This is a genomic window from Gottfriedia sp. ABJ_BB2_2 (genome assembly GCF_055484705.1).
In genome coordinates this window covers 1-23,631 of sequence record NZ_JBVFKR010000006.1, presented here as the reverse complement: position 1 = coordinate 23,631, position 23,631 = coordinate 1, and the positions used below count along the sequence as shown (strand labels likewise).

17 protein-coding genes, 22 tRNA genes and 2 rRNA genes are annotated in these 23,631 nt (G+C 35.7%); 3 read left to right on the top strand and 38 right to left on the bottom strand.

The window, feature by feature from the left end; all coding sequences use genetic code 11:
- Window positions 1–15: 15 nt before the first annotated feature.
- From ACX6U0_RS14210 to ACX6U0_RS14190, 5 genes are all read right to left on the bottom strand, one after another.
- A complete protein-coding gene (locus ACX6U0_RS14210; protein WP_464960544.1) occupies window positions 16–1,455 on the bottom strand; it encodes an o-succinylbenzoate--CoA ligase in 1,440 nt (479 codons plus the stop codon).
- Window positions 1,456–1,543: 88 nt separating this feature from the next.
- Window positions 1,544–2,362 (bottom strand): 1,4-dihydroxy-2-naphthoyl-CoA synthase, encoded by an 819-nt coding sequence (gene menB, locus ACX6U0_RS14205; protein WP_464960543.1) that lies wholly within the window; start codon window positions 2,360–2,362, stop codon window positions 1,544–1,546.
- A complete protein-coding gene (menH, locus tag ACX6U0_RS14200; RefSeq protein ID WP_464960542.1) occupies window positions 2,359–3,213 on the bottom strand; it encodes a 2-succinyl-6-hydroxy-2,4-cyclohexadiene-1-carboxylate synthase in 855 nt (284 codons plus the stop codon). Before menH ends, menB begins: the two co-directional genes overlap by 4 nt.
- Window positions 3,197–4,936, bottom strand: coding sequence for a 2-succinyl-5-enolpyruvyl-6-hydroxy-3-cyclohexene-1-carboxylic-acid synthase (gene menD, locus ACX6U0_RS14195; protein WP_464960541.1), 1,740 nt, complete (start codon window positions 4,934–4,936; stop codon window positions 3,197–3,199). The genes menH and menD overlap by 17 nt, the downstream gene beginning before the upstream one ends.
- Entirely contained in the window at window positions 4,926–6,332 is a 1,407-nt protein-coding gene (locus tag ACX6U0_RS14190; RefSeq protein WP_464960540.1) for an isochorismate synthase, read from the bottom strand. The genes menD and ACX6U0_RS14190 overlap by 11 nt, the downstream gene beginning before the upstream one ends.
- Before the next feature lie 144 nt (window positions 6,333–6,476).
- Between ACX6U0_RS14190 and ACX6U0_RS14185 the strand changes: the two genes are divergently transcribed.
- Window positions 6,477–7,409, top strand: coding sequence for a 1,4-dihydroxy-2-naphthoate polyprenyltransferase (locus ACX6U0_RS14185; RefSeq protein WP_464960539.1), 933 nt, complete (start codon window positions 6,477–6,479; stop codon window positions 7,407–7,409).
- Between the two features lie 99 nt (window positions 7,410–7,508).
- Window positions 7,509–8,258, top strand: a complete 750-nt coding sequence (locus ACX6U0_RS14180) for a TraR/DksA C4-type zinc finger protein (protein ID WP_464960538.1) — start codon at window positions 7,509–7,511, stop codon at window positions 8,256–8,258.
- A 161-nt stretch (window positions 8,259–8,419) separates the two neighbouring features.
- Here ACX6U0_RS14180 and ACX6U0_RS14175 read toward each other — a convergent pair whose 3' ends face one another.
- Complete coding sequence (locus tag ACX6U0_RS14175; RefSeq protein WP_088002455.1) at window positions 8,420–8,620, bottom strand: cold-shock protein; 201 nt, start codon at window positions 8,618–8,620, stop codon at window positions 8,420–8,422.
- Window positions 8,621–9,093: 473 nt separating this feature from the next.
- Here ACX6U0_RS14175 and ACX6U0_RS14170 point away from each other — a divergent pair, with 473 nt between their 5' ends.
- Complete coding sequence (locus ACX6U0_RS14170) at window positions 9,094–9,882, top strand: TIGR00266 family protein (protein ID WP_464960537.1); 789 nt, start codon at window positions 9,094–9,096, stop codon at window positions 9,880–9,882.
- Window positions 9,883–9,955: 73 nt separating this feature from the next.
- Here the strand turns inward: ACX6U0_RS14170 and ACX6U0_RS14165 are convergent, their stop codons facing one another.
- From ACX6U0_RS14165 to ACX6U0_RS14010, 32 genes are all read right to left on the bottom strand, one after another.
- Window positions 9,956–10,750 carry a lipase family protein gene (locus tag ACX6U0_RS14165; protein ID WP_464960536.1) on the bottom strand — a complete coding sequence of 265 codons (795 nt, stop codon included), beginning with the start codon at window positions 10,748–10,750 and terminating at the stop codon, window positions 9,956–9,958.
- A 58-nt stretch (window positions 10,751–10,808) separates the two neighbouring features.
- The gene (locus ACX6U0_RS14160) at window positions 10,809–13,217 is read right to left on the bottom strand and encodes a glycogen/starch/alpha-glucan phosphorylase (protein ID WP_464960535.1); all 2,409 of its coding nucleotides are present in this window, start codon (window positions 13,215–13,217) and stop codon (window positions 10,809–10,811) included.
- A gap of 23 nt (window positions 13,218–13,240) precedes the next feature.
- A complete protein-coding gene (gene glgA / locus ACX6U0_RS14155) occupies window positions 13,241–14,674 on the bottom strand; it encodes a glycogen synthase GlgA (RefSeq protein ID WP_464960534.1) in 1,434 nt (477 codons plus the stop codon).
- Window positions 14,668–15,687: a GlgC family sugar phosphate nucleotidyltransferase gene (locus tag ACX6U0_RS14150; protein WP_464960533.1), complete on the bottom strand. Its 1,020-nt coding sequence runs from the start codon at window positions 15,685–15,687 to the stop codon at window positions 14,668–14,670. Before ACX6U0_RS14150 ends, glgA begins: the two co-directional genes overlap by 7 nt.
- Window positions 15,688–15,735: 48 nt before the next feature.
- Window positions 15,736–16,863 (bottom strand): glucose-1-phosphate adenylyltransferase, encoded by a 1,128-nt coding sequence (locus ACX6U0_RS14145; protein WP_464960532.1) that lies wholly within the window; start codon window positions 16,861–16,863, stop codon window positions 15,736–15,738.
- Window positions 16,811–18,748: a 1,4-alpha-glucan branching protein GlgB gene (glgB, locus tag ACX6U0_RS14140; protein ID WP_464960531.1), complete on the bottom strand. Its 1,938-nt coding sequence runs from the start codon at window positions 18,746–18,748 to the stop codon at window positions 16,811–16,813. The genes ACX6U0_RS14145 and glgB overlap by 53 nt, the downstream gene beginning before the upstream one ends.
- A gap of 816 nt (window positions 18,749–19,564) precedes the next feature.
- On the bottom strand, window positions 19,565–20,467 hold the full coding sequence (locus tag ACX6U0_RS14135) for a DMT family transporter (RefSeq protein ID WP_464960530.1): 903 nt from the start codon (window positions 20,465–20,467) through the stop codon (window positions 19,565–19,567).
- Complete coding sequence (locus ACX6U0_RS14130) at window positions 20,449–21,018, bottom strand: bifunctional transcriptional activator/DNA repair enzyme AdaA (protein ID WP_464960529.1); 570 nt, start codon at window positions 21,016–21,018, stop codon at window positions 20,449–20,451. The genes ACX6U0_RS14135 and ACX6U0_RS14130 overlap by 19 nt, the downstream gene beginning before the upstream one ends.
- A 232-nt stretch (window positions 21,019–21,250) precedes the next feature.
- Window positions 21,251–21,322: transfer RNA gene (locus ACX6U0_RS14125), tRNA-Glu, on the bottom strand.
- Window positions 21,323–21,329: 7 nt separating this feature from the next.
- A tRNA-Ser gene (locus ACX6U0_RS14120) sits at window positions 21,330–21,420 on the bottom strand.
- Window positions 21,421–21,424: 4 nt separating this feature from the next.
- Window positions 21,425–21,499 (bottom strand) — tRNA-Asn (locus ACX6U0_RS14115).
- Between the two features lie 24 nt (window positions 21,500–21,523).
- Window positions 21,524–21,600: transfer RNA gene (locus ACX6U0_RS14110), tRNA-Ile, on the bottom strand.
- 18 nt (window positions 21,601–21,618) lie between these two features.
- Window positions 21,619–21,689: transfer RNA gene (locus tag ACX6U0_RS14105), tRNA-Gly, on the bottom strand.
- Window positions 21,690–21,693: 4 nt separating this feature from the next.
- Window positions 21,694–21,769, bottom strand: a tRNA-His gene (locus ACX6U0_RS14100).
- Between the two features lie 5 nt (window positions 21,770–21,774).
- Window positions 21,775–21,850 (bottom strand) — tRNA-Thr (locus ACX6U0_RS14095).
- A 29-nt stretch (window positions 21,851–21,879) separates the two neighbouring features.
- Window positions 21,880–21,955: transfer RNA gene (locus ACX6U0_RS14090), tRNA-Phe, on the bottom strand.
- A gap of 8 nt (window positions 21,956–21,963) precedes the next feature.
- A tRNA-Asp gene (locus ACX6U0_RS14085) sits at window positions 21,964–22,039 on the bottom strand.
- 3 nt (window positions 22,040–22,042) lie between these two features.
- Window positions 22,043–22,119, bottom strand: a tRNA-Met gene (locus ACX6U0_RS14080).
- A gap of 87 nt (window positions 22,120–22,206) precedes the next feature.
- A tRNA-Ser gene (locus tag ACX6U0_RS14075) sits at window positions 22,207–22,299 on the bottom strand.
- An 8-nt stretch (window positions 22,300–22,307) separates the two neighbouring features.
- Window positions 22,308–22,384, bottom strand: a tRNA-Ile gene (locus ACX6U0_RS14070).
- 7 nt (window positions 22,385–22,391) lie between these two features.
- A tRNA-Met gene (locus ACX6U0_RS14065) sits at window positions 22,392–22,465 on the bottom strand.
- A gap of 20 nt (window positions 22,466–22,485) precedes the next feature.
- A tRNA-Ala gene (locus tag ACX6U0_RS14060) sits at window positions 22,486–22,558 on the bottom strand.
- Window positions 22,559–22,567: 9 nt separating this feature from the next.
- A tRNA-Pro gene (locus tag ACX6U0_RS14055) sits at window positions 22,568–22,644 on the bottom strand.
- A 36-nt stretch (window positions 22,645–22,680) separates the two neighbouring features.
- Window positions 22,681–22,757, bottom strand: a tRNA-Arg gene (locus tag ACX6U0_RS14050).
- 10 nt (window positions 22,758–22,767) lie between these two features.
- Window positions 22,768–22,854, bottom strand: a tRNA-Leu gene (locus ACX6U0_RS14045).
- 8 nt (window positions 22,855–22,862) lie between these two features.
- Window positions 22,863–22,937: transfer RNA gene (locus ACX6U0_RS14040), tRNA-Gly, on the bottom strand.
- A gap of 25 nt (window positions 22,938–22,962) precedes the next feature.
- A tRNA-Leu gene (locus tag ACX6U0_RS14035) sits at window positions 22,963–23,046 on the bottom strand.
- 14 nt (window positions 23,047–23,060) lie between these two features.
- Window positions 23,061–23,136 (bottom strand) — tRNA-Lys (locus ACX6U0_RS14030).
- A gap of 7 nt (window positions 23,137–23,143) precedes the next feature.
- A tRNA-Thr gene (locus ACX6U0_RS14025) sits at window positions 23,144–23,216 on the bottom strand.
- A gap of 3 nt (window positions 23,217–23,219) precedes the next feature.
- Window positions 23,220–23,295, bottom strand: a tRNA-Val gene (locus ACX6U0_RS14020).
- A 5-nt stretch (window positions 23,296–23,300) separates the two neighbouring features.
- Window positions 23,301–23,416, bottom strand: a 5S ribosomal RNA gene (gene rrf / locus ACX6U0_RS14015).
- 130 nt (window positions 23,417–23,546) lie between these two features.
- Window positions 23,547–23,631 (bottom strand): 23S ribosomal RNA (locus tag ACX6U0_RS14010); the annotation flags it as partial.

Sequence of the window (23,631 nt, the reverse complement as noted above, 5' to 3'; positions counted from 1 at the left end):
CATAATTTGTTCCCCTTATAGTAGCTTATGAAGCTCTCTTCTTACCAACTTGTTTGCAGCATTTCTTGGTAGATTTGAGACAAAGTGAATTTCTTTAGGTATCTTGAACTTGGCTAATTTTTTCTGGCAATATTCAATGATTTCTTGCTCTGAAAGGTGAGCTTTTGATTTCGCTATAACAAATGCAATTGGCACCTTACCCCAAGTCGGATCTTCTCTCCCAGTAACGCCAGCCTCAACTACATCTGGGTGTGATAATAAGATTGATTCAATTTCCGCTGGATAGATATTTTCTCCACCAGAAATAATCAAATCACTTCGTCGATCAACAACAAATAAAAAACCCTCTTCATCTACATACCCTAAATCACCCGTATAAAAAAATTCCGAAGACTCATTAGTTTGTAGTTTATAATAGCCACTACTTACATTTGGACCTTTCACAACAATTTCACCCACTTCACCTGGAGAACATTTCTTGTCATTTTCTCGTATTTCAAGTGAACAACCAAAAAGGGCTTTACCAGCTGAACCGATTTTTGAAAGCATAAATTCTGGGGATAGCGTTGCAATTTGTGAACAGGTTTCAGTCATACCATACGTTTGATAAACTGGTACATTTCGCTCTTGGGCTTTCTGTAAAAGCGGTAAAGGCGCAGGACCACCTCCAAGTAAAGCTGCTCTAATATTACTTAAACCTTCATTTATGTCCTCAAAATTCAGCAAATCATTTAATACCTTCGTTACAACAGATAAAATTGTTATTTTATATTGATTGATATAATGTAGTACAATTCCAGCTTCAGCTTTTTCCGCTAGCACAATCTTCATACCGTAAATGGCACTTTTATAAACCGTAGAAAGTCCACCTACATGAAACATTGGTAAGCACACAAGCCATACGTCACGATGATCTAATCCTAAATTCAGGACTGACGCTATCGCACTACTCCAATGATTCCCATAAGATTGGCACACAGCCTTAGGAAACCCTGTCGTACCTGATGTATACATCATAGTGGCAATCTCATCTTGATTAAAAAACTCACGAAATGCTATGGATTTTACTTCATATTGCAGTATCTTACTCATCTCAATTACATGTACTGTCGAGGGAAGGTCTATGTAATTTTCTTTTTCCACAATTAAAAAATTCGAATCACTATTTTGTATTTGATAGCTTAATTCTTCTTCACTTAATCTAGTATTTAATAATACAGCTACCGCTCCAATATAATGGATTGCATAGACAGTAACGATAAACTCTATTGAATTATTCATTAGTACAGCAACATGCTTTCCTTTTTCAATACCACTACTATGGAACCTTCCTGCAAGCAAAATGACTCTTTCATGTAGTTCTTTAAATGTAATTTCTTCTAGTTCTGATACAACAGCAATTCGATTAGGTGTTAATCTAACTCGTTCGAGTAAAAAATTTGGAATTTGATTCATTCCAACACCTCCTAATTCATTCTTCTGATCGTTCATACCATTCAAAAAAAGCTTGATGATTGCTCACCAAGCTTAAATCTTCTTCGAATCAAGGGAAACGTGGGAATTGACCAAAATCAGGCTTACGTTTTTCTTTAAACGCGTCACGGCCTTCTTTTGCCTCTTCTGTAGTGTAGTAAAGTAATGTTGCATCCCCAGCTAACTGTTGAAGACCAGCTAGTCCATCTGTATCAGCATTCATTGCTGCTTTTAAGAAACGAAGTGCAGTTGGGCTCTTCTCAAGCATTTCTTCTGCCCATTTTACAGTTTCAGCTTCTAGTTCTTCTAAAGGTACAACTTTATTAACTAAGCCCATATCCAATGCTTCTTGTGCATTATATTGACGGCATAAGTACCAAATTTCACGAGCCTTTTTGTGTCCAACGATACGAGCTAAGTAACCTGAACCATAACCAGCATCAAAGCTACCTACGTTAGGACCAGTTTGTCCAAATTTTGCATTTTCAGCAGCAATTGTTAGATCACAAACTACGTTTAATACATTACCTCCACCAATTGCATAACCTGCAACCATTGCGATTACTGGTTTTGGTATAACGCGGATTAAACGTTGTAAATCTAATACGTTTAGACGAGGAATACGATCTTGTCCAACATATCCACCATGTCCACGAACACTTTGGTCTCCACCTGAGCAGAATGCTTTTCCGCCTTCACCAGTTAGAATAATAACACCAATTTTTTCATCATCTCTTGCCCAAGCAAATGCATCAATCATTTCTGAAACTGTTAATGGTGTAAATGCGTTATGTACGTGTGGACGATTGATTGAAATCTTTGCAATACCATTATATGTAGAATATAAAATTTCTTCATACTTTCTTTCTTGTACCCATTCAATTGTCATGACATTTCCTCCTTTTCACTTTTCAAAAAAAACTCACTTACTATTGTAGCAAATATTTCCGATTGTTCCACATGAATTGCATGTCCTGCACGTAGAATTTTTCTAATTTCGCTATTTTTAATCTTCTCGTTCATTTTTCCCATAATGGAACAAAACTTTTCATCATATTCACCACAAATCAATAAGGAACGAATTTCCAATGTATCTAACCGATCCCAAAGAGATGGCTGCATGCCAGTCCCCATTCCATATAAACTATTACTTAAACCAACAGGCGACTGCGACAATCTTCCTTCTCGGATTTTTTCTTGCTGACTTTTAGGTAATTTCTTTTGAGATGAAAATAAAGAGATATTCTCCCAGTACTCCACAAAGGAGTTCATTCCCTTATTTAATAGCATTGTTGCCAACTGTTCATCTTGATTAATTCTCGATAATCTTTCCTCTTCCGAAACAAGACCCGCTGTACAGCTTTCTAATATCAGTGATCGAATTTTATGTTGATAATTCAAGGCAAAGTAAAGCGCAAGCCTACCTCCCATTGAATAACCAAGAAGATGTACGCGATCGATTTGTTTTTCAGTTAAAAAATCATCTAAATCCTTAGCAGCTTGTTCCATTACATAGCGATCAGGATCTTCAGGAGAATCAGTTTCTCCGTGACCTAATAAATCGATTGCTATGACATGAAAGTTTTGTTTCAGTTTTTTGATGAGTTCAGCCCACGTTTTTTTCGTTCCCGTAAAACCGTGAAGTAAAAGTATAGTTTGACCTTTTCCTTCTTCTATATATGAATAGTTAACGCCATTCAATTTAATGTTTGAAGCACCAAATTCATTGTTCATATTCATTTTTTACAATGCTCCATACTTTTTGATGAAGCTCATAATTTTCTTTACGGTTTGTAAATACCTCAATTACATGTAGATTCTCATGTTTAAACGCTAATGCATCTTCAAACTCAAACCAGCTTGTAACTTTTGTATGCACACCACCAAACAAAGCTGTAGCATGTTGAAAATCTAAACCTAGTGGTGTACCAAATAATGTCTCAAAATGCTTTTCTTCTTTAGATTGAGGTAAAAATGAAAAGATTCCCCCTCCATCATTGTTTACTAATACAATTTTTATTGGAAGTTGATGTAATTTAGCTAAGACTAAACTGTTTATATCATGGTAGAAAGATAAATCACCAATTAATAGCGTAATATCCTCACCCGCTGCAGCCATTCCTAATGCGGTTGCAATCGTACCATCAATACCATTTACGCCTCTGTTACAAGCAACTTTAAGTTTATTGTTATGCATATGTAAAAAAGTATCAACATCGCGAATCGGCATGCTATTTGAGACGAATAAAGTACTATTTTCAGGTAAGTTTTTAGCAAGTACTTGAACGATTTTCCCTTCAAACAGTTCTTCAAATAGTTCAGCTTTCTGCAAACCTGATTTTGTTTTTTCATTGATTGTCTGCCATTTCATTAACCAGTCTTGATCAACTGACTCATTGAATTGAAAATCTTTTAAAATCGCATGACAAAATTCTATATCGTCACATGAAATCATTTGAGTCGCTCTTAATGTCGGGTCTCTCCATAAGTCACCTTCATCAATAACAATGATTTCGCAATTCTCCTGCTTTTGAACATATTGTGTAAATGTTTTTGAAACAGGCATTGCTCCGAATCGAACAATTACATCTGATTCAAGGGCATCAACCTTCTCACCGAAGCGTAAAAATGTGTCATACGTATCGATTGTCAGTGCTTTATCATTTATGAGAGTTCTTCCATTCGAAAGTGGGTCAAACAATACAGGATAGCCAACTTTCTCACCTAATTCTAAAATTGAATGTAAGGCTTTATCTTCAACATAAGGACCACAGATTAATAAGCCTTTTCTTTTTAACTGAAAAAGCTCTCGCATTTGCTCAATAGTATTTTTGGAAATTGTAGCAAAGGATTCAGAAAGGTTTGTATAAGCACGGTCCTGATGACGTTTGCCTGCTGAAAAAAGGTCCTCAATTTCGAAGTTCGGAACTAAAGGTTCTCTTAAAGGTATATTTACATGTACTGGCCCCTTTGGAGCAGTCATACAAGAACGATACAATCTATTCATACTTGCACGTGCATATTGATACATTGTTTCTGAGGCTTCAGGCAAAGCAAGTTCAATAAATTTTTTCACAAACGATCCATATAATCCTATTTGATTCATTGCCTGTGGTGCACCGATATCTCTTAATTCATGAGGTCGATCTGCAGTTATGACAATTAATGGAATTCTAGATTCTTTTGCTTCCGATATTGCAGGTAAATAATTTGAAGCGGCTGTACCTGACGTACAAATAAGAACCGTAGGCTGCTTTGTGCTTTTAGCTATTCCTAATGCAAAAAATGCTGCGCCTCTTTCATCAATCGCGATAAAAGACTTTAAGGTTGGGTGCTCATTCACTAGCATCGCAATAGGTGTAGATCGTGACCCTGGACTGATTACCACATTTTGAATATTTAATGCACTTAGTTCGTCAACAAGAGAACCAATGTACTTTGATAGCGCTTCATTATCTTTCATTTCGTAACCCTCCTAATGCATTTAGCATCGGCAGAAACTTCACACCAGTTTCGTAAAACTCCTCTTCCGGTTTTGAATCTTGAACGATTCCACAACCAGCAAATAACCTCGCTTTATTTGCTTTTACTAATGCACTTCGTATTCCAACTGCGAAGTCACCATTACCATTTAAATCAATCCAACCAATTGGAGCTCCGTACCATCCTCGTTCAACAGGCTCAAGCTCGCGAATCAGTTTACAGGCAACGTCCTTAGGAAATCCTCCAAGTGCAGGTGTGGGATGAAGTGCTTGTATTAATTTGAATATCGAAACATGTTGTAAAACAGTTCCCTCTACTGGCGTAAAAAGATGTAATAAACTTTTAGTTGCCATAATTCTAGGTGAACTTGGAATCGATAAATGATCACAATATATCCGAAGTGTTTCTTTTATATAATTTACGACAAAAGCATGTTCATCATTATTCTTCTGACTTTTTAATAACCAATTAGCAGCCTCGCTATTTTCTTCTTTTGTTTTTCCTTTAGCAGCAGATCCTGCAAGGCACATTGAAGAAACTGTATTTTTCTTCTTTGCAATCAATCTTTCCGGCGTTGCACTGATAAATACAGTATCTTTTAGTTGATAAGTAATGACATAATTAACATTTCTTGTTGCTTCTAGTTCGTAAATTACTTTTGAAGAATTTACTTCAGATGAAAATGTTGCATTTAACGTACGATTTAATACAACTTTTTCTAATTTTTCATTTTTCATTTGATGAATGGCTGTTTTCACGCTTTGAATCCATTCATTTGGTTCAAACTCATCCTTTTGGATACAGTCAGATTGAGTAAATGTTGGTTGTCTCATACCGTATTGCTCTAAATAGTCATCATATTGTTTATATTGACTTAATAAATCCTCTAATGTAGTTTGTGCATTAATTTCATAATTAGATGTTATAAATGTCCCCTCTTGTGTAACGGTTATCATTAGTTTTGGTACAAAGAAATGTGATGTACCAAATTCCTTCCAATCATGGTCATGTTTGTAAGTTTCAAAAAAAGAGAAACCCCCAAGAGCCAAAGGTCCAGTACCAAAGCAATTCTCTTGCTCGATATACACTTCCTCTCCAAAGCGTTTCCATTCTTTTTCTATTGCAGAATACTGTTCTTCTGTACTATGATGAAAAGGAACTAAAGTACCGATTCCTGTGAGAATTAACGAATTTTCTTGGTTTGACCAATAAAAGCGTTCAGTAAAACCCAATTTATGATAAAAATGGTAAACACTTAGGGGATGAATATTCATTATTTTATCCACTTTACAAATAAAGCGTTTTGAACAAGCTTTTGCCTTCTGAAGTGATTGCTCGAAAAAAGCGATCGATTCCAGTTGACCTGTTCTAAGCATAACAGTTCCCCCTAGCTTAATATACGTAAATACATGATATAACTAAAGATACAACGATGAATGTAGACTGTCAATTTTATGAAGTTCGTCCATACTTTTTTAAACTAAAACGATCTACATTTTCAAATAATATAATTAAGGAGGATGTTAAATATGCAACCAACTATTCAATCTCCGACCTCCTCAACAGGTTTTCGAACATGGTGGAATTTATTAAGACCACATACTTTAACCGCAGCCTTCATTCCTGTTGCGATAGGTTCAATATTGGCACATATCGATAATTCATTTCATACACTTTTATTTATTGCAATGCTAGTAGCAAGTTTATTAATTCAAGCAGCTGCTAACATGATAAATGAGTATTATGACTATAAGAGAGGTTTAGACCATGAAGGCTCAGTCGGTATTGGCGGAGCAATCGTAAGAGATGGAATTAAGCCTTCAACTGTATTACAGTTAGCTTTTACTTTTTTTGGTATTTCAGTCCTTTTAGGTATTTATATTTGTATACAAAGTAGCTGGTGGATCGCTGTAATTGGAATTATTTGTATGACAGCAGCTTATTTATACACTGGTGGACCCTACCCAATTGCTTACACTCCATTTGGCGAGTTAGTTGCTGGATTTTTTATGGGTGTAGTTATTATCGGAATTACTTACTATATCCAAGCCGGTAGTATACCAACAAAAATAATGTTACTATCATTACCAACTTCAATCACAATCGGTGCAATTTTAACGGCGAATAATATTCGTGACTTAGATAATGACAAGGAAAATGGACGAAAAACACTTGTTATCTTATTAGGCAAAAAAAATTCAATTATCTTTATCGGTTCAATGTTTGTCGCTGCATACGCATTAATTGTAGCATTTGTCATTGCAAAATTAATGACGCCATTTGTTCTTATTTCATTAGCAAGTATTCCTTTAGCTATTAAAGCAACTAAAGGATTTATTGGAAAAACTGAACCAATCGAAATGATGCCGGCAATGGCTGCAACAGCGAAGACAAATACAATAATGGGCTTTTTAATTGTAATCGGATTAATAATTGGAAATATTCTTTCCTAAGTAAGTCGATTCAATTCCTCAAAAAACTTAACTCATGTTTTCCTCCTTTTTGAACAAAATATGGATAGCCATATCCATTTATTGAAAAGGGGGAGCATGATGCTTTCACAAACACAACTTCAAACAATAAAATCCAATCTCTTACAGCAAAAACAACATATAGAAGAGAGACTTGAAGACCCGGCGTTTACACCTTACTCATTAAGAGATTCTGTTGATGAGCTTTCTCTAGCTGATAATCATCCTGGAGATTTGGGAACAGAATTATTTGAACGCGAAAAAGATATTGCACTACACGAACACTTACGAAATGAATTAACTGATGTTGACGCTGCTTTACAAAAAATCGAAAACGGGACATATGGTATTTGTGAAGTAAGTGGTGAAGAAATTCCATTTGAACGATTAGAAGCACTTCCTACGGCTAGAACAATGATTGAACATGCTCATGATCAACATATTTCTAGTTCCAATAGAGAGTACGATCGTCCAATTGAAGAAGAAGTTCTAACTCCACCATTTGCTAGAGATAAAAAAGATCGATCAATGATGTTCGACGCAGAAGATTCTTTACAGGCTGTAGAACGCTATGGAAGCTCTCAAACCCCATCAGATTTTGAATTTAACAATATTCAGGAATATGATGACACATACACTGAAAGTTACGAAAACGTTGGTTATGTTGAAGAGTTCGAGAATTTTATCGGAACTGATATGTATGGAAAAAACCGAACAGTCTATCCAACAAAAAAACATGAGCAATACGAAAGAGAACTTGATGATTACGAAGAACAAGCACTAAATGGTGAATTGGATAGTATCGATGCAAAGGATATAGACAAATATTAAAATCCTCATAAACAATAAATAAACACGCATTTTAGAATGCGTGTTTTTATATTGAAAAATTGTTATTAACGCTGACTTTTAGTTGGACGGAGTAATAGATAGATTACTAGTTTCATAATAAAAAGGCACCCTACATGAGGATGCCTTAGACATAACAAAAATTATTTTTTGTTTACGTTAGCAGCTTGTGGTCCACGGTTACCTTCGATGATTTCGAAGCTAACTTCTTGACCTTCTTCTAAAGTTTTGAAACCTTCGCCTTGAATAGCAGAGAAATGTACGAATACGTCGTTTCCACCTTCAGTTTGGATGAATCCAAATCCTTTTTCGCTGTTAAACCATTTAACTTTACCGAATTCCATCGATAATACCTCCTAGAAATACATTTATACACTATTAGAACGTGCATAAAGAGGGATTAAGAAAAAGAACGTCATTGTCAATCAACTTAAGATTGCTACAACATTGAAAGTGGTCATTACTTCTTTTCAAGACAAAGAAAAATATGAGCAGTACTAAAAATTTTGTAGTGCAAATGGATCGTTAATTTCTTACCTTCAAATGAATATGCAGTTAATAGTAATTTAAATATATCATATATAAAAAAAGGCGTCAATGATACTAAATCTCATTTTCTGGTAAAATTTTTATATAATTCATACAATTTTTCATTTAAAATATAGATAGATATTGTAAGGTTTTTTTTTGATTTTTTTCCTTTGTATTAAGTCATAATAAAAAAAGGATTATGTAAATTTTTGGTTATTTTTTTTACGAAAGCATAGAAATTTGTATTAAAAAAGATGTATATTTATTCTTTAGGAGGAATGTAAAAATGAGAAAAGCACATGAAGTTACATACAAAATCCATGGACATGATATGCAGTTTGTTCAAGTAGAACTTGACCCAAAAGAAAGCGTTGTTGCTGAAGCTGGCGCAATGATGATGATGGATGACGGCATTGAGTTAGAAACAATTTTCGGAGATGGCTCTCCACAATCTGGTGGACTGTTTGGGAAGTTAGTAGGTGCTGGTAAACGCTTAGTAACAGGTGAAAGCTTATTCATGACAAGTTTTACTAATAACGCTAATAGCCTTAAAACAGTTAGCTTTTCTGCCCCTTATCCAGGATCTATCATACCATTAGACTTACAAGAGTATGGAAATAAAGTTATCTGTCAAAAGGATTCGTTTTTAGCTGCTGCTAAAGGCGTTTCTGTTGGGATTGAGTTCCGTAAAAAATTAAGTACTGGTCTTTTTGGTGGAGAAGGTTTTATTATGCAAAAGGTTGAAGGTGATGGCCTTGCTTTCTTGCATGCAGGTGGTTCGATTTATCAAAAAACGCTTCAGCCTGGTGAAAAAGTAAAAATTGATACTGGATGTATTGTTGCCTTCACTGGTGATGTAAACTATGAAATCGAATATGTTGGGAATGTAAAAACGGCATTATTTGGCGGTGAAGGATTATTCTTCGCTACATTACAAGGCCCTGGGACAATTTGGGTTCAATCATTAACATTAGCAAGATTAGCATCAAGAATTGGTCAATATTTACCTTCTTCATCAAGCGGTGAGGGAAGCATCCTTGGAGGAATTGGAAACTTATTAGACGGAAATGATTAATTTTAATACAAAAAAGAAGATCCACACTTTGTGGATCTTTTTTTGAAACAATTTTTAGATAAAAGAGTTCATTTCATTTTGCCTGCTCTTCCATTTGTTCTTCTTCACGGAATTTAAACGTAAAGGTTGGTGTATAGTCATACTTCAACTTCATCTTATTGACACCATCAACATACGTCATGATATTGTGACTTTTTGAAATCGAACCCTTATTGATAGCAAATGTGATAGCCTGCTGAACGTGTAAATATTCTAAATAAAGATTTAGTGGCTTGATTTCAACTTTAAAAGGTGGACTGAGTGGGACAACGTCATAAATATTAACGAATCTTATACTTTGCCGAACAAATTCATCATATTTCTCTTTGAATTCTTTATTTCCAACCTTAGGTGCTCCAAAACTATACACATTCGGAGTACATAAGTTTGTCATTGCTAATTCAAATCCAAGTAAAGTAGCAAGCGAGCCACCTAAGCTATGGCCTGTTATATATACTTTTTTATTGGCAGCTCTTTCTTTTACAATATCTAATAATACTTCTCTACACGATTTATAAATAGATAGAAATCCAGAATGCACACTACCACTGTTCATTGCATAAGGAAATAACTCTTGTTCAACCTTTAAATCTGCTAGCCAATCTAAGTCAGATTTTGTCCCTCTAAAGGCAATAATGAGTGAGTTTTCATTTTCAATAACATATCCAAACCACTCCATCTCAATAATGGCACAAGCTTTGAATCCACAAACTAGTGTGTAATTTGCCGGTACCATAAATTTCCCATCATTTTCCCACTGTTTATAAGTCTGTATGCAGCACTGTACTAATTCTAAAGCAATATCGTAATCAACTGAAAGGAATTTCAAACTATCTCCCCTTTCTGTTTCACAATTATGTGAAAAACCTCCTTAAAACAAAAGGAGGTTAGGAATGATGAAAACTTCTTTGCTGTATATTCCAAATATCAGATGCATACTCACGAATTGTACGATCACTTGTAAAGAAACCAGATTTCGATACATTATAGAGGCTTTTTGTAGCCCACTCTCGTTTATTTTGGTAAGTTTGGTTTATTTTCTCATGTGCTTTTACATAAGACGAAAAATCCCTCAGTAAGAAATATTCATCATTATATGACATGAGTGAATCAAATATTTCTTCAAATTCAACTCTTGGTAATGGAAATAAACCATAAAGTAACTGATCAAGAACTTTTTTAATGCGAGAATCATGGTGATAATAATCACTACTTTTGTATCCACCATGCTGATAATAATTTAAAACCTCATCAGCAGTCAGTCCAAACGTAAAGATATTATTCTCGCCTACTTCTCTTAAAATTTCAATATTAGCACCATCTAATGTTCCTATTGTTAATGCGCCATTCATCATAAATTTCATATTACCAGTTCCTGAAGCTTCCTTACTTGCAGTTGAAATTTGTTCACTAACATCAGCTGCTGGAAATATCATTTCTCCTAAGGAAACTCGATAATTCTCAATAAATATGACTTTAATAAATTGATTAATGTAACGATCATTATTGACAATATTAGCAACTGAATGAATGAGTTTTATGATCTTTTTCGCGTAATAATACCCTGGAGACGCTTTTGCACCAAAAATGAATGTCCTTGGATGCATTTTAAAATGCGAATCTTCTTTTAGTCTATTATATAAGTACATTATGTGAAAAACATTCAATAACTGACGCTTATAAGCATGCATTCTCTTCACTTGAATATCAAAGATTGAATCGGTATCTAAAGCAATTCCATTTGTGTAATGAACATAGTTTTCTAAAACTTCTTTTCTTTTTTTCTTAACGAACATTAATTCATTTAAGAAAGATTCATCATTTTCATATTTTAATAGATTATCTAATTGGGTTGGTTCATATATCCAGTCATCACCAATCGAATCCCTAATTAAACCACTTAACTCTGGATTACATTGGAGTAACCATCGCCTGTGAGTGATTCCATTTGTTTTATTATTAAACTTAGTCGGCTCATATTCGTAAAATAACTTCATTTCTCTTTGCTTTAAAATTTCTGTATGAATTTCGGCTACGCCATTAACACTTTTACTACCCACGATTGCTAAATGTGCCATTTTGACAACTCCATGAGCAATTATGGCCATATTTTCAATACGATCCCAATCACCAGGATATTTCTTCCATAGCTCTTTGCAATATCTCTCATTTATTTCTTCAACAATCATATAAATTCTTGGAAGTAAGGGTTGAAATAAATCAATTCTCCACTTTTCAAGTGCTTCAGATAATGTTGTATGGTTTGTGTATGAGATTGTTTGAGTTGTAATCTCCCAAGCTTCCTCCCAAGAGAGCTTTTCAATATCTATTAAAATTCTCATTAATTCAGGAATTGCCAATACAGGATGAGTATCATTCACATGAATAGCGATCTCATGATGAAACTTACGAATATCACCATATTGCTCTTTATATGAATCTACTATTCTCTGTATACTTGCAGAGACTAAAAAGTATTGCTGCTTTAATCGTAAAATTTTCCCTTCATCATGCGTATCATCAGGGTATAAGAATTCGGAAACAGCTTCTGCTTCACGCTTATATTTCATCAAAGATTTATTAGAAGAGTGAGATGAAGCTTCCGCACTCCAAAGTCTTAAGGTATTAACTGTGTTTGTATGATACCCAATGATTGGCAAGTCATAAGGAACAGCTTTTATTGCTTCAGCTCCATGTAATCGAAATTCTAAACGATTTTTACTATTATACGCTTCAACTTCTCCGCCAAATAAGACTTCAATTGATTGATCATCTCTTCTGACTTCCCAAACATTTCCATATTTAAGCCATTGCTCAGGAAGTTCAACTTGATACCCATCAACTATTTTTTGGTCAAATAGGCCATGTTTGTAGCGAATGCCACATCCATGACCTGGTAAATTCTGAGAAGCTAAAGAATCAAGGAAACAGGCAGCTAGTCTTCCTAGACCTCCATTCCCAAGACCTGCATCGCTCTCAAATTCTTCTAATGTAGCTAGCGATATCCCAAGCTTATTCAGACCAGAATCACATAATTCTCTTAGTCCTAGATGGATTAAATTACTCTTCAAAAGCTTTCCTAAAAGGAACTCAATTGATAAGTAATACACTTGTTTTTTCCGTTCCAAACGATACTGTTCACTTGTAGCCAACCATTCTTCGCTTATATATTCTCGAATCATTGTTCCAAGTGTTTCATATTGTTCTTGAATAGAACTTTCAGAAATACTTTTTCCATGCATACTTTCTAGTTTTTCTTTATAATTCCATTCAAATTCCTCCACACTAGAAAACATGGAACCACCTCGCCTTAAAAGATTTACTTTGTAGATTGCAAATATAATTTTGCATATTCTTTTGCAGACTGTAACCAGCTTGAGTCTCGATTCATCGCGTTTTTAAGCACCGCTTTTCGATGTTGTTTCTGGTTATAAATACTAAGTGCACGTTCAATTGTAAAAAGCATATCGTGTGCATTATAGTTACTAAATGAAAAACCATTTCCGCTCTTCGTCTTTTCATTATATGATTGGACGGTATCGTTTAGGCCCCCAGTTTCTCTAACGATTGGCACACACCCATATTTCATCGCGATTAACTGTCCTAATCCACAAGGCTCAAACAAAGATGGCATGAGGAATAAATCGGCACCAGCGTAAATCTGGTGTGCAAAGTTTTCATCAAAACCAATGTAAGACCTTACTTTGTCATAATAATTATGTTCCATCGCTTTAAAGAAATGTTCAAATTCTTCTTCACCAGTACCCAAAATAATGACTTGCACATTGTGGTCCATTAATTGTGGAAATACATGCTGAATCAAGTCAATTCCTTTTTGACTTGTTAAACGAGAGACCATAGCGATAATTGGAATATTTTCATCAACTTGCAATGCTAATGATTCCTGTAAATTCTTTTTATTTTCAGCTTTCTTTTCAATTGTGAACTCATCATAATTCGTATGAATTTTTGTATCTGTTGCTGGATTATAAATCGTTTCATCAATCCCATTTACAATACCAAATAATTTATGATCCTGAGCCCTTAGAAGACCATCTAATTGCTCTCCGAAGAATTCATGTTTAATTTCTTCTTTATACGTAGGACTAACAGTTGTCACTATATCACTAGCAATAATTCCTGCCTTCATAAAGTTGATACAGTCATAAAATTTTAAATAATCATTGTTGAAATACACTTCATCAATCCCCAAAATATCATCCATTACCATTTTTGGGAAAACACCTTGGAATTGTAAATTGTGGATTGTAAAAACTGATTTCATCTTCGGGTTTATATCTTTTAATACACCATATTCCTTCATAAAAAATGGAATCATAGCTGTATGCCAATCATGGCAATGAACAACATCTGGTATAAAATCTAATTCGCGAATACATTCAATAGCTGCAATAGAAAAAAACGCATAGCGTTCTCCGTCATCGTAATGTCCATATAATTTATCACGATTGAAATAGTACTCATTATCAATAAAATAATAAGTCAATCCTTCAACCTGTAATTCATAAAGACCACAATATTGTTTTCTCCAGCCTAGTGTTACCTCAAGTTCTTTTACTAATTTCGCTTCTTCACGATATTTAGTAGGAATTTGAGAATAAAACGGAAGCATGACACGTACATTCAAATTTAGTTTATTTAAATATTTAGGGAGGGCACCTGCAACATCTGCAAGCCCTCCTGATTTAACAAATGGTACACATTCTGAAACGATATATAATACATTTACCACTGAATCAACGCTCCTTGAACTGAGCCTTTCTGAAGAACGACTGGCTCATTTAAACTCCCTTTAATTTCGACACCTTCTTCAATCCGTACATCTTTATCTAAAACAACTCCATCTAATATACAGTTATCTCCAATGATTGATTTTTGCATAACAACACAATTACGAATAATTGTATTTTTTCCAATTTTCACTGCTCGAGAAATAATGCTATTTTCAACAGTACCTTCAATAACGCATCCATTAGCAACAATTGAATTTTTTACGATTGCTTCTTTTGAATATTTCGTAGGTGGTTCATCTTTTACTTTCGTAAAGACCGGATATGATTTTAAGAATAATTGATTCCAAACTTCTGGGTTCAATAGTTTCATACTGTTCTCGAAATAGTCCTCAATTGTTTGAATGATTGCAACTTGCTGTGGAATTTCATACCCACTTAACACTACTCCATTATTTTTATCACGAACAACGTCCATGATTGTCTCGTAACCTTTTTCATGGAAGTTCTCAAATAACTTCAACAATAAATCTTTTTCAAGAAAATATATATTTAAAGATTTGCCAAATTGTGTTAGCTCAGTAATCGCAGCATTCGTGTCAATATGACGTTTTAGGATTGGTCTAAAATCTACAGAACAAATTGTATATGTATTTGCTACAACTACATATTTCTGAGTAGAACGCTGTAAAAATTGAATATGTTTTTCGATAAAATCAAACGTGCCAAATGCTCCATCAGTTGGTTCAGGCGTAAATATGAATAAGCCATCATGCTTTCTATTCAAATCCCAGTGCTTACCAGAACCCAAATGGTCAATAATTGAACGATAAGGCTGATCAGGAAATACAGCCACACTTGTTATTCCAGAGTTCACCATATTACTTAACATAAAATCAATTAAGCGATAACGACCAGCGTAAGGTAGCGTAGCAAGTGGTCGATGCTTTGTTAATGGTTTTAAAGATTCAAAATGTGTAGAAGCCTCAATTATACCTAGCATAGTTTGTTTCATCGAATACCCCTCTCAATCTATTTTTCTGTTTGAGGAATGAGCCACCTCTTATACTTCGTTTGTCACTAATATGACTTCTTCATATTCTTTTTCAGGACGTAATACTGTCCCATCAACTACTACCATACCCGGAGCGACAACCGCATTTTCTATTTTTACATCCTTACCTATTACACAACCTGGCATGACGACTGAATCTTTAATAAAACTACCTTCACCAATTGTCACTCCTTGGAATAATACAGAGTGTGAAATATAGCCTTCTACAACACAGCCTTCATTAATAAGTGAATCTTCAACGATTGCAGTAGGAGCAATATATTGTGGAGGCTGATTTGGATTCACAGAATATATACGCCAATCACGGTCATAAATATTCAGTTCACTCTCTTCATTTAACAAATCCATATTTGCTTCCCATAAGCTTTTTACCGTACCTACGTCCTTCCAATATCCTTGGAATGGATAAGCAACGATTTTCTTCTTTTCTTCTAATAAAAGTGGAATGACATCTTTACCAAAATCATTGCTTGATTCTGGATTGCGATCATCCATTTCTAAAAATTCCTTTAAAACATTCCATTTGAATATATAAATTCCCATTGAAGCTAAATTGCTTTTTGGAAATTGTGGCTTTTCTTCAAATTCAACAATGTCCAATTGTTCATTCGTATTCATAATTCCAAATCGACTTGCTTCTTCAATAGGAACCTCAATTACTGAAATTGATACATCAGCATCTTTTTCAACATGATAATCAAGCATTTTGCTGTAATCCATTTTATAAATATGATCACCTGAAAGAATTAACACGTATTCAGGCTGATATTGCTTAATATAATTTAAGTTCTGATATATAGCACTCGCTGTTCCTGTATACCATTTAACACCAGATGCTTCTGAATATGGTGGTAATACAGTAACTCCTCCATTCAAACGATCCAGGTCCCATGCACTACCTATACCAATGTATGAATTTAATACAAGTGGTTGATATTGCGTTAATACACCAACAGTATCGATCCCAGAATTTGTACAGTTACTTAATGTGAAATCAATTATTCGATATTTTCCTCCAAAGGCTACTGCTGGCTTTGCTAATTCTTTTGTGAGGGAACTAAGTCTACTCCCTTTCCCTCCTGCTAGTAACATTGCTACGCATTTTTTCTGAACCATTGCTGCTAATCCCCTTTCGCATTTTAACTGGACGAATGATTGTAAAACTAAAAGCAGGTAGTGCGATTTCAATGCTATATGGTTGACCATGGAATGGAGTTTCATCAGTCTCAATAACCGAACGATTTATTTTGCTTTCTCCACCAAATCTTACATAATCACTAGATAAAATTTCTTTGTAACGATGCTTAAATGGTACACCAATTCGATATGTCTCATAAGCAAGCTCTCTGAAATTGCAAATGATAATAACATAATCATCTTTGTTTTTACCTTTTCGAATAAACGAGAAAACACTTTGTTCTGCGTTATTTGCATCAATCCAAGAAAAGCCATCCCAATGGTTATCAACTTCGTATAATGATTTATTTTTCTTATAGATTGCTAGTAATTCCTTAACATAATCGTTTGTTTTTGAATGATATTCATAATCTGAAATCATCCAATCTAGTTGATCTAGATCCTTCCATTCATCAAATTGACCAAATTCACTTCCCATAAATAAAAGCTTCTTACCAGGGTGAGCTAAATAATACCCTAATAAAACTCTTAGCTGGGCGAACTTATCCTCATATTTTCCAGGCATTTTATTGAGTAGTGATTTCTTGCCATGAACTACTTCATCATGTGAAAATGGCAAAACAAAATTTTCAGTGAAGGCATATAAGAATGAAAAGGTCATTCTATTATGATGATGTTTTCTCTCAGATGGTTCTGTTTCCATATAGGTTAAAACATCATTCATCCAACCCATATTCCATTTAAAATTAAATCCTAAACCGCCTTCGTATGTAGGAGCTGTTACTAATGGCCAATCAGTTGAATCCTCTGCAATCATTAAAACTTGCTGATCATACTCAAAGACTACTTCATTTAGTTTTCTTAAAAATGACACAGCAAATGGATTCTCTTCTTTTTCATGCCCTTCTTTCCAGTACAAAATATTAGCTACAGCGTCAACTCTGAATCCATCGATATGAAAGTTTTCTAGCCAAAATAATGCATTAGACAATAAAAAAGATCTTACTTCTGGTTTTGATAAGTCAAAGTTTGCTGTCCCCCACACTTCATTCTCTCTCACATCATAACTTTCATATTCATATGTGGGTTCCCCATCAAACATGTATAATCCATGTGAATCCTTGCAAAAATGACCAGGCACCCAATCTAAAATGACCCCTATTCCATGCTGATGACATTCATCAATAAAGTTCATTAATTCATGTGGATTACCATAACGACTTGTCGCCGAGTAATATCCTACTCCTTGGTACCCCCAAGAACGATCATATGGATGCTCAATAACAGGTAGCAATTCTATATGCGTAAAACCTTGTTCTTTTACATATGGAACTAACTCGGTAGCTAATTCTGCATATGTATAAAAATCTCCATTACTTTTCTTTTTCCAAGTACCCAAATGTACTTCATAAATTAAAACTGCTTCTTCATAAACTACTTTTTTTGATTTCTGTTTACGATATTTTGAATCCTTCCACTTATAACCTGAAAGATCATATACAACCGAGGCTGTATACGGGCGGAGCTCACTATAAAATGCAAATGGATCACTTTTTAGTAAAACATCTCCACTTTTTGATACAATCTCATATTTATAAATTGTTCCGTGCCCAATTTCTGGGATAAAAATTGTCCATATGCCTTCATTGTTTAATTTCTCCATTTTATGATCTGAGCCATTCCAGTCATTAAAATTCCCAACAACGGAAACACACTTTGCATGTGGTGCCCAAACTGTAAAATGCGTTCCTTTTTTATTCCCCTTCTTCCCTATATGTGCGCCAAAGCATTCGTAGCTTTTGAATAAATTACCTTCATGGAATAAATGCACATCAAATTCAGTTGGTCGAGTCAAAAGCAACATCCTCACCTCATTACAATCTTCTATATTCTTCTTGTTCTTAATATTCTACAAACATATATATTTCCCTTGTAATTATGCAAAAAAAATTCATAAACAAATATTGGAAAATGAACATGCATTCATGAAAACGTTGTCATAATTGACTTTGTCGTATTTATGTCATTTTTGTCGAATGAATATAACGGAATAAATATTCAAAAATAATCTATTTTCCCCTAAATAAATTCGATAAATTGTTATTTACTATAAAATTTCATACATAATTAGCATATTTAAAATTCTAAAATGATGTATTTATTAAAATATGTTGAAGAATGTCGGATTATAGAGAAGAAAATATTTTTGATATTTTTTAAAAAGATTTTTGTGTTTTTATAGATTAATCATTTTTGGAGGATTTATTAGATGAACAAAGTGGAATTACGCCTTAAGAAATGATCACTATTCCGTACTTTTTTTGAGAGATACTTTTATCATCTAAGTGAATATTTAATTGGTGAAATCAGAGCTTTACTTCCTTCTATTACAAAGTATGAAGTATTTAATTATTACACCTGGGGAAGCTTAGTACGCTCAAATACAAACTATATAAATGGATATTAAATAGTAATAACGAAACGATTGATGCGGAGTATACCACCGTAAATAACTTAATAATAATAAATGGGCCATTTTTAGAATATAAACAAAAAATGAATATCCACTAAAAAAAGATCTTCATATAGAAGATCTTTTTTGGTCCACGATTTTTTATACAATTACATTTTCAAACTAATTGAAAAAGCTTCCGATCTTTTGGTGGACGTCAGAATCTAATTATAATTCATTGTGTCTCAAAACCTTTGATTTAGTAGCTAATTTAATATCCGAAATAAGAAACACTCCCATTAATATGACAACAAAACCTACTAGCATTCCAAATGTAATTTTCTCATTAAGGATCAATACACCCCATATTATTCCGAAAACTGGAATTAAGAAAGTAACACTTAATGTTTTTGTTGGCCCTACACTTTCTATTAAGTAAAAATATAATAGATAGGCAATAGCTGTACAAAATAAAGCTAATGCTAGGACTGCTAATATTGGGATAAGTGAAAAATTGCTTGTAGTATTAGGAAGATTAAAAAATGTAAACGGAATTAAAAGTATGGATGCCGCAATCTGCTGACCTGCTGCTAGTGATAGTGGTGCCACACCCACAAAAGTTTTTTTAGCATAAACGCCTGCTAACCCATATGAAATTGTCGATAAAACAGCTAATGCGATTGCAATCATTGTTTCTTTTGTGAATGGTATGCTACTCCATCCAACTAACAGAACTACTCCAATCACTCCTACTAATATCCCTACCCATTTTCTAATACTAAGCGTTTCATTCATCCATCCCCAAACAATTAATGCCGTGAAGAGAGGCGTTAATGAATTTAGAATAGAGGACATTGATGCAGTTAGATGGAGTGCAGATGTTGCTATTAATGTAAATGGAATTGCCGCATTTAACGCACCAATTATTAAATATTGTTTCCATCTCTTACTAAAATCTAAAGACTTCCTAGTAATAAGTAAATATAATACTAAAGCTAGCGCTGCAACAGCGACTCTCCCCTCAATTGTAAGGACAGGTCCAAATACTGGTGCAGCAATTCGAATGAATAAGAAGGATGCTCCCCATAGAGCAGCAAGTCCAATTAAGGCAATTAGTTCTTTAAATGACATGAAATTCCTTCCTTTCTATATTCCGTAGGACTATAGTCTGTATGCTGTCGGAACAAATTCGAAAAATGAGAGGAACTCTTGAATCCAAGATGAAATGCTATTTCAGTGATCGTATCTTCAGTGTGGAGCAGGCGTTCAATTGCATCAGATATTTTTAACTGTGTTGCATATTCTAACGGTGACAATCCTGTCATTCTTTTAAATAAACGCTGCAAGTGATATTTACTTACCCCGACATGTTGAGCAAGTTGATCCAATGTGATTGAATTGCGATACTGCTTTTCTATATATTGTTTGGAAGAATAAATAATTTCCTCTTCATTAGATTGGTACAAATCAGGCCGGCATCTTTTACATGGACGAAATCCATCTACTATTGCTAAAGTGATAGTTGAATAAAATGAAATATTATCTCTTAAGGGTGCTCTAGATTTACAGGATGGCTTACAACATATACCAGTAGACTTGACTGCATAGATAAAAATTCCATCATACTTTTCATTACATTGAATAACAGCATTCCACATATCTTGATCGCTTATTAACCCCATATCCTCACCTCGTCTTAAGCTATTCACATTTTAGCATGATGGAATACTCTCCGCTTTCAATATCTTGCTTTGTAATTATATCTGAATTCATTAACATACGATTGAATTAAAGCGTTACATTCAATTTATTATTCCTAGAGTTATATTAGAGTAAAGTATATAATATTTTTTCTTTAGAATGCTAAAAAAAGCTCAGTTACCTGTGTTATCACAAATAACTGAGCTTTAGATATGACCCGTACGGGATTCGAACCCGTGTTACCGCCGTGAAAGGGCGGTGTCTTAACCGCTTGACCAACGGGCCGTTATTATGGCAGAGAAGAAGGGATTCGAACCCTCGCACCGCGTTAGCGATCTACACCCTTAGCAGGGGCGCCCCTTGAGCCACTTGGGTACTTCTCTATAATGGCTCCGCAGGTAGGATTCGAACCTACGACCACTCGGTTAACAGCCGAGTGCTCTACCACTGAGCTACTGCGGAACAATAAAAATCATATAATATATATGGTGGGCCTAAATGGACTCGAACCATCGACCTCACGCTTATCAGGCGTGCGCTCTAACCAGCTGAGCTATAGGCCCATAAATATTATAATAAAAAGCGGGTGATGGGAATCGAACCCACGACCGAAGCTTGGAAGGCTTCTATTTTACCATTAAACTACACCCGCGTAATGGGGCGACCGATGGGAATCGAACCCACGAATGCCGGAACCACAATCCGGTGCGTTAACCACTTCGCCACGATCGCCATAATGGTGCCGACTAGAGGACTTGAACCCCCAACCTACTGATTACAAGTCAGTTGCTCTACCAATTGAGCTAAGTCGGCTTTACATTATTTAAATATAAAAATTAAAATGGTGGCTCGGGACGGAATCGAACCGCCGACACGAGGATTTTCAGTCCTCTGCTCTACCGACTGAGCTACCGAGCCAATTTAAATGGCGGTCCCGACCGGGATCGAACCGGCGATCTCCTGCGTGACAGGCAGGCATGTTAACCGCTACACCACGGGACCATATGGTTGCGGGGACAGGATTTGAACCTGCGACCTTCGGGTTATGAGCCCGACGAGCTACCAGACTGCTCCACCCCGCGATAATGTGGATACTAACTAATTTAGATCCATGAATATTTACTTATTAATAGCATCCCAATATCAGGATGTTTTGTAATTAATAAAAATGGAGGAGTAAGAGGGATTCGAACCCCCGCGGGCTGTTACACCCCTGTCGGTTTTCAAGACCGATCCCTTCAGCCAGACTTGGGTATTACTCCATATTTAGTGGTGGACCTTGTAGGACTCGAACCTACGACCGGACGGTTATGAGCCGTCTGCTCTAACCAGCTGAGCTAAAGGTCCTTAAAAGTAGCGGCGGAGGGAGTCGAACCCACGACCTCACGGGTATGAACCGTACGCTCTAGCCAGCTGAGCTACACCGCCATAATTTTTAAAGTTTTAAGTGGAGCCTAGCGGGATCGAACCGCTGACCTCCTGCGTGCAAGGCAGGCGCTCTCCCAGCTGAGCTAAGGCCCCATGTTAAAATGGTCGGGAAGACAGGATTTGAACCTGCGACCCCCTGGTCCCAAACCAGGTGCTCTACCAAGCTGAGCCACTTCCCGTTTAGAATACAGGTAATTTATTGTTTTGAAATAATATGGCGCGCCCGAAAGGACTCGAACCCATAACCTTTTGATCCGTAGTCAAACGCTCTATCCAATTGAGCTACGGGCGCATATTAAAAATGGTACCGAGGGCCGGACTCGAACCGGCACGGGGTCAACCCCCGCAGGATTTTAAGTCCTGTGTGTCTGCCATTCCACCACCCCGGCAGCATATGTGGAGCGGAAGACGGGGCTCGAACCCGCGACCCCAACCTTGGCAAGGTTGTATTCTACCACTGAACTACTTCCGCATATATACTGTTAAACAAGTGTAAATGGTGCGGGTGAAGGGACTCGAACCCCCACGCCATAGGCGCCAGATCCTAAGTCTGGTGCGTCTGCCAATTCCGCCACACCCGCATATTCATTAAAAATGGTGAGCCATGAAGGATTCGAACCTTCGACCCTCTGATTAAAAGTCAGATGCTCTACCTACTGAGCTAATGGCTCAAAAGAGTGCCGACTAGAGGACTTGAACCCCCAACCTACTGATTACAAGTCAGTTGCTCTACCAATTGAGCTAAGTCGGCATATGGTGGAGGATGACGGGCTCGAACCGCCGACCCCCTGCTTGTAAGGCAGGTGCTCTCCCAGCTGAGCTAATCCTCCATCAAACCAAGCGACGTTCTACTCTCACAGGGGGAAACCCCCAACTACCATCGACGCTGAAGAGCTTAACTGCCGTGTTCGGTATGGGAACGGGTGTGACCTCTTCGCTATCATCACTTGATTCAATTTATTTGGGACAATAATCATTATATCAAAATATCAACTAAAGTCAATAACTTTTTGGTAATATTTTTCGATGAAAAAATGATTTTTTGTACCCTCAAAACTAGATAATGTCATTATCAAACTTGTTAGTTAAGTCCTCGACCGATTAGTATCAGTCAGCTCCACGTGTCACCACGCTTCCACCTCTGACCTATCAACCTGATCATCTCT

Bases quoted from the DNA above. Each gene is read 5' to 3' on its own strand.
- glgB (WP_464960531.1), bottom strand. From the start codon at position 18,748: ATGTTGCTTTTGACTCGACCAACTGAATTTGATGTGCATTTATTCCAT.
- ACX6U0_RS14190 (WP_464960540.1), bottom strand. From the start codon at position 6,332: ATGCTTAGAACAGGTCAACTGGAATCGATCGCTTTTTTCGAGCAATCA.
- menD (WP_464960541.1), bottom strand. From the start codon at position 4,936: ATGAAAGATAATGAAGCGCTATCAAAGTACATTGGTTCTCTTGTTGAC.
- ACX6U0_RS14175 (WP_088002455.1), bottom strand. From the start codon at position 8,620: ATGGAATTCGGTAAAGTTAAATGGTTTAACAGCGAAAAAGGATTTGGA.
- ACX6U0_RS14160 (WP_464960535.1), bottom strand. From the start codon at position 13,217: ATGTTTTCTAGTGTGGAGGAATTTGAATGGAATTATAAAGAAAAACTA.
- menH (WP_464960542.1), bottom strand. From the start codon at position 3,213: ATGAATATGAACAATGAATTTGGTGCTTCAAACATTAAATTGAATGGC.
- ACX6U0_RS14145 (WP_464960532.1), bottom strand. From the start codon at position 16,863: ATGGTTCAGAAAAAATGCGTAGCAATGTTACTAGCAGGAGGGAAAGGG.
- ACX6U0_RS14135 (WP_464960530.1), bottom strand. From the start codon at position 20,467: ATGTCATTTAAAGAACTAATTGCCTTAATTGGACTTGCTGCTCTATGG.
- ACX6U0_RS14150 (WP_464960533.1), bottom strand. From the start codon at position 15,687: ATGAAACAAACTATGCTAGGTATAATTGAGGCTTCTACACATTTTGAA.
- ACX6U0_RS14170 (WP_464960537.1), top strand. From the start codon at position 9,094: ATGAGAAAAGCACATGAAGTTACATACAAAATCCATGGACATGATATG.
- menB (WP_464960543.1), bottom strand. From the start codon at position 2,362: ATGACAATTGAATGGGTACAAGAAAGAAAGTATGAAGAAATTTTATAT.
- ACX6U0_RS14185 (WP_464960539.1), top strand. From the start codon at position 6,477: ATGTTAAATATGCAACCAACTATTCAATCTCCGACCTCCTCAACAGGT.
- ACX6U0_RS14130 (WP_464960529.1), bottom strand. From the start codon at position 21,018: ATGGGGTTAATAAGCGATCAAGATATGTGGAATGCTGTTATTCAATGT.
- ACX6U0_RS14180 (WP_464960538.1), top strand. From the start codon at position 7,509: ATGCTTTCACAAACACAACTTCAAACAATAAAATCCAATCTCTTACAG.
- ACX6U0_RS14210 (WP_464960544.1), bottom strand. From the start codon at position 1,455: ATGAATCAAATTCCAAATTTTTTACTCGAACGAGTTAGATTAACACCT.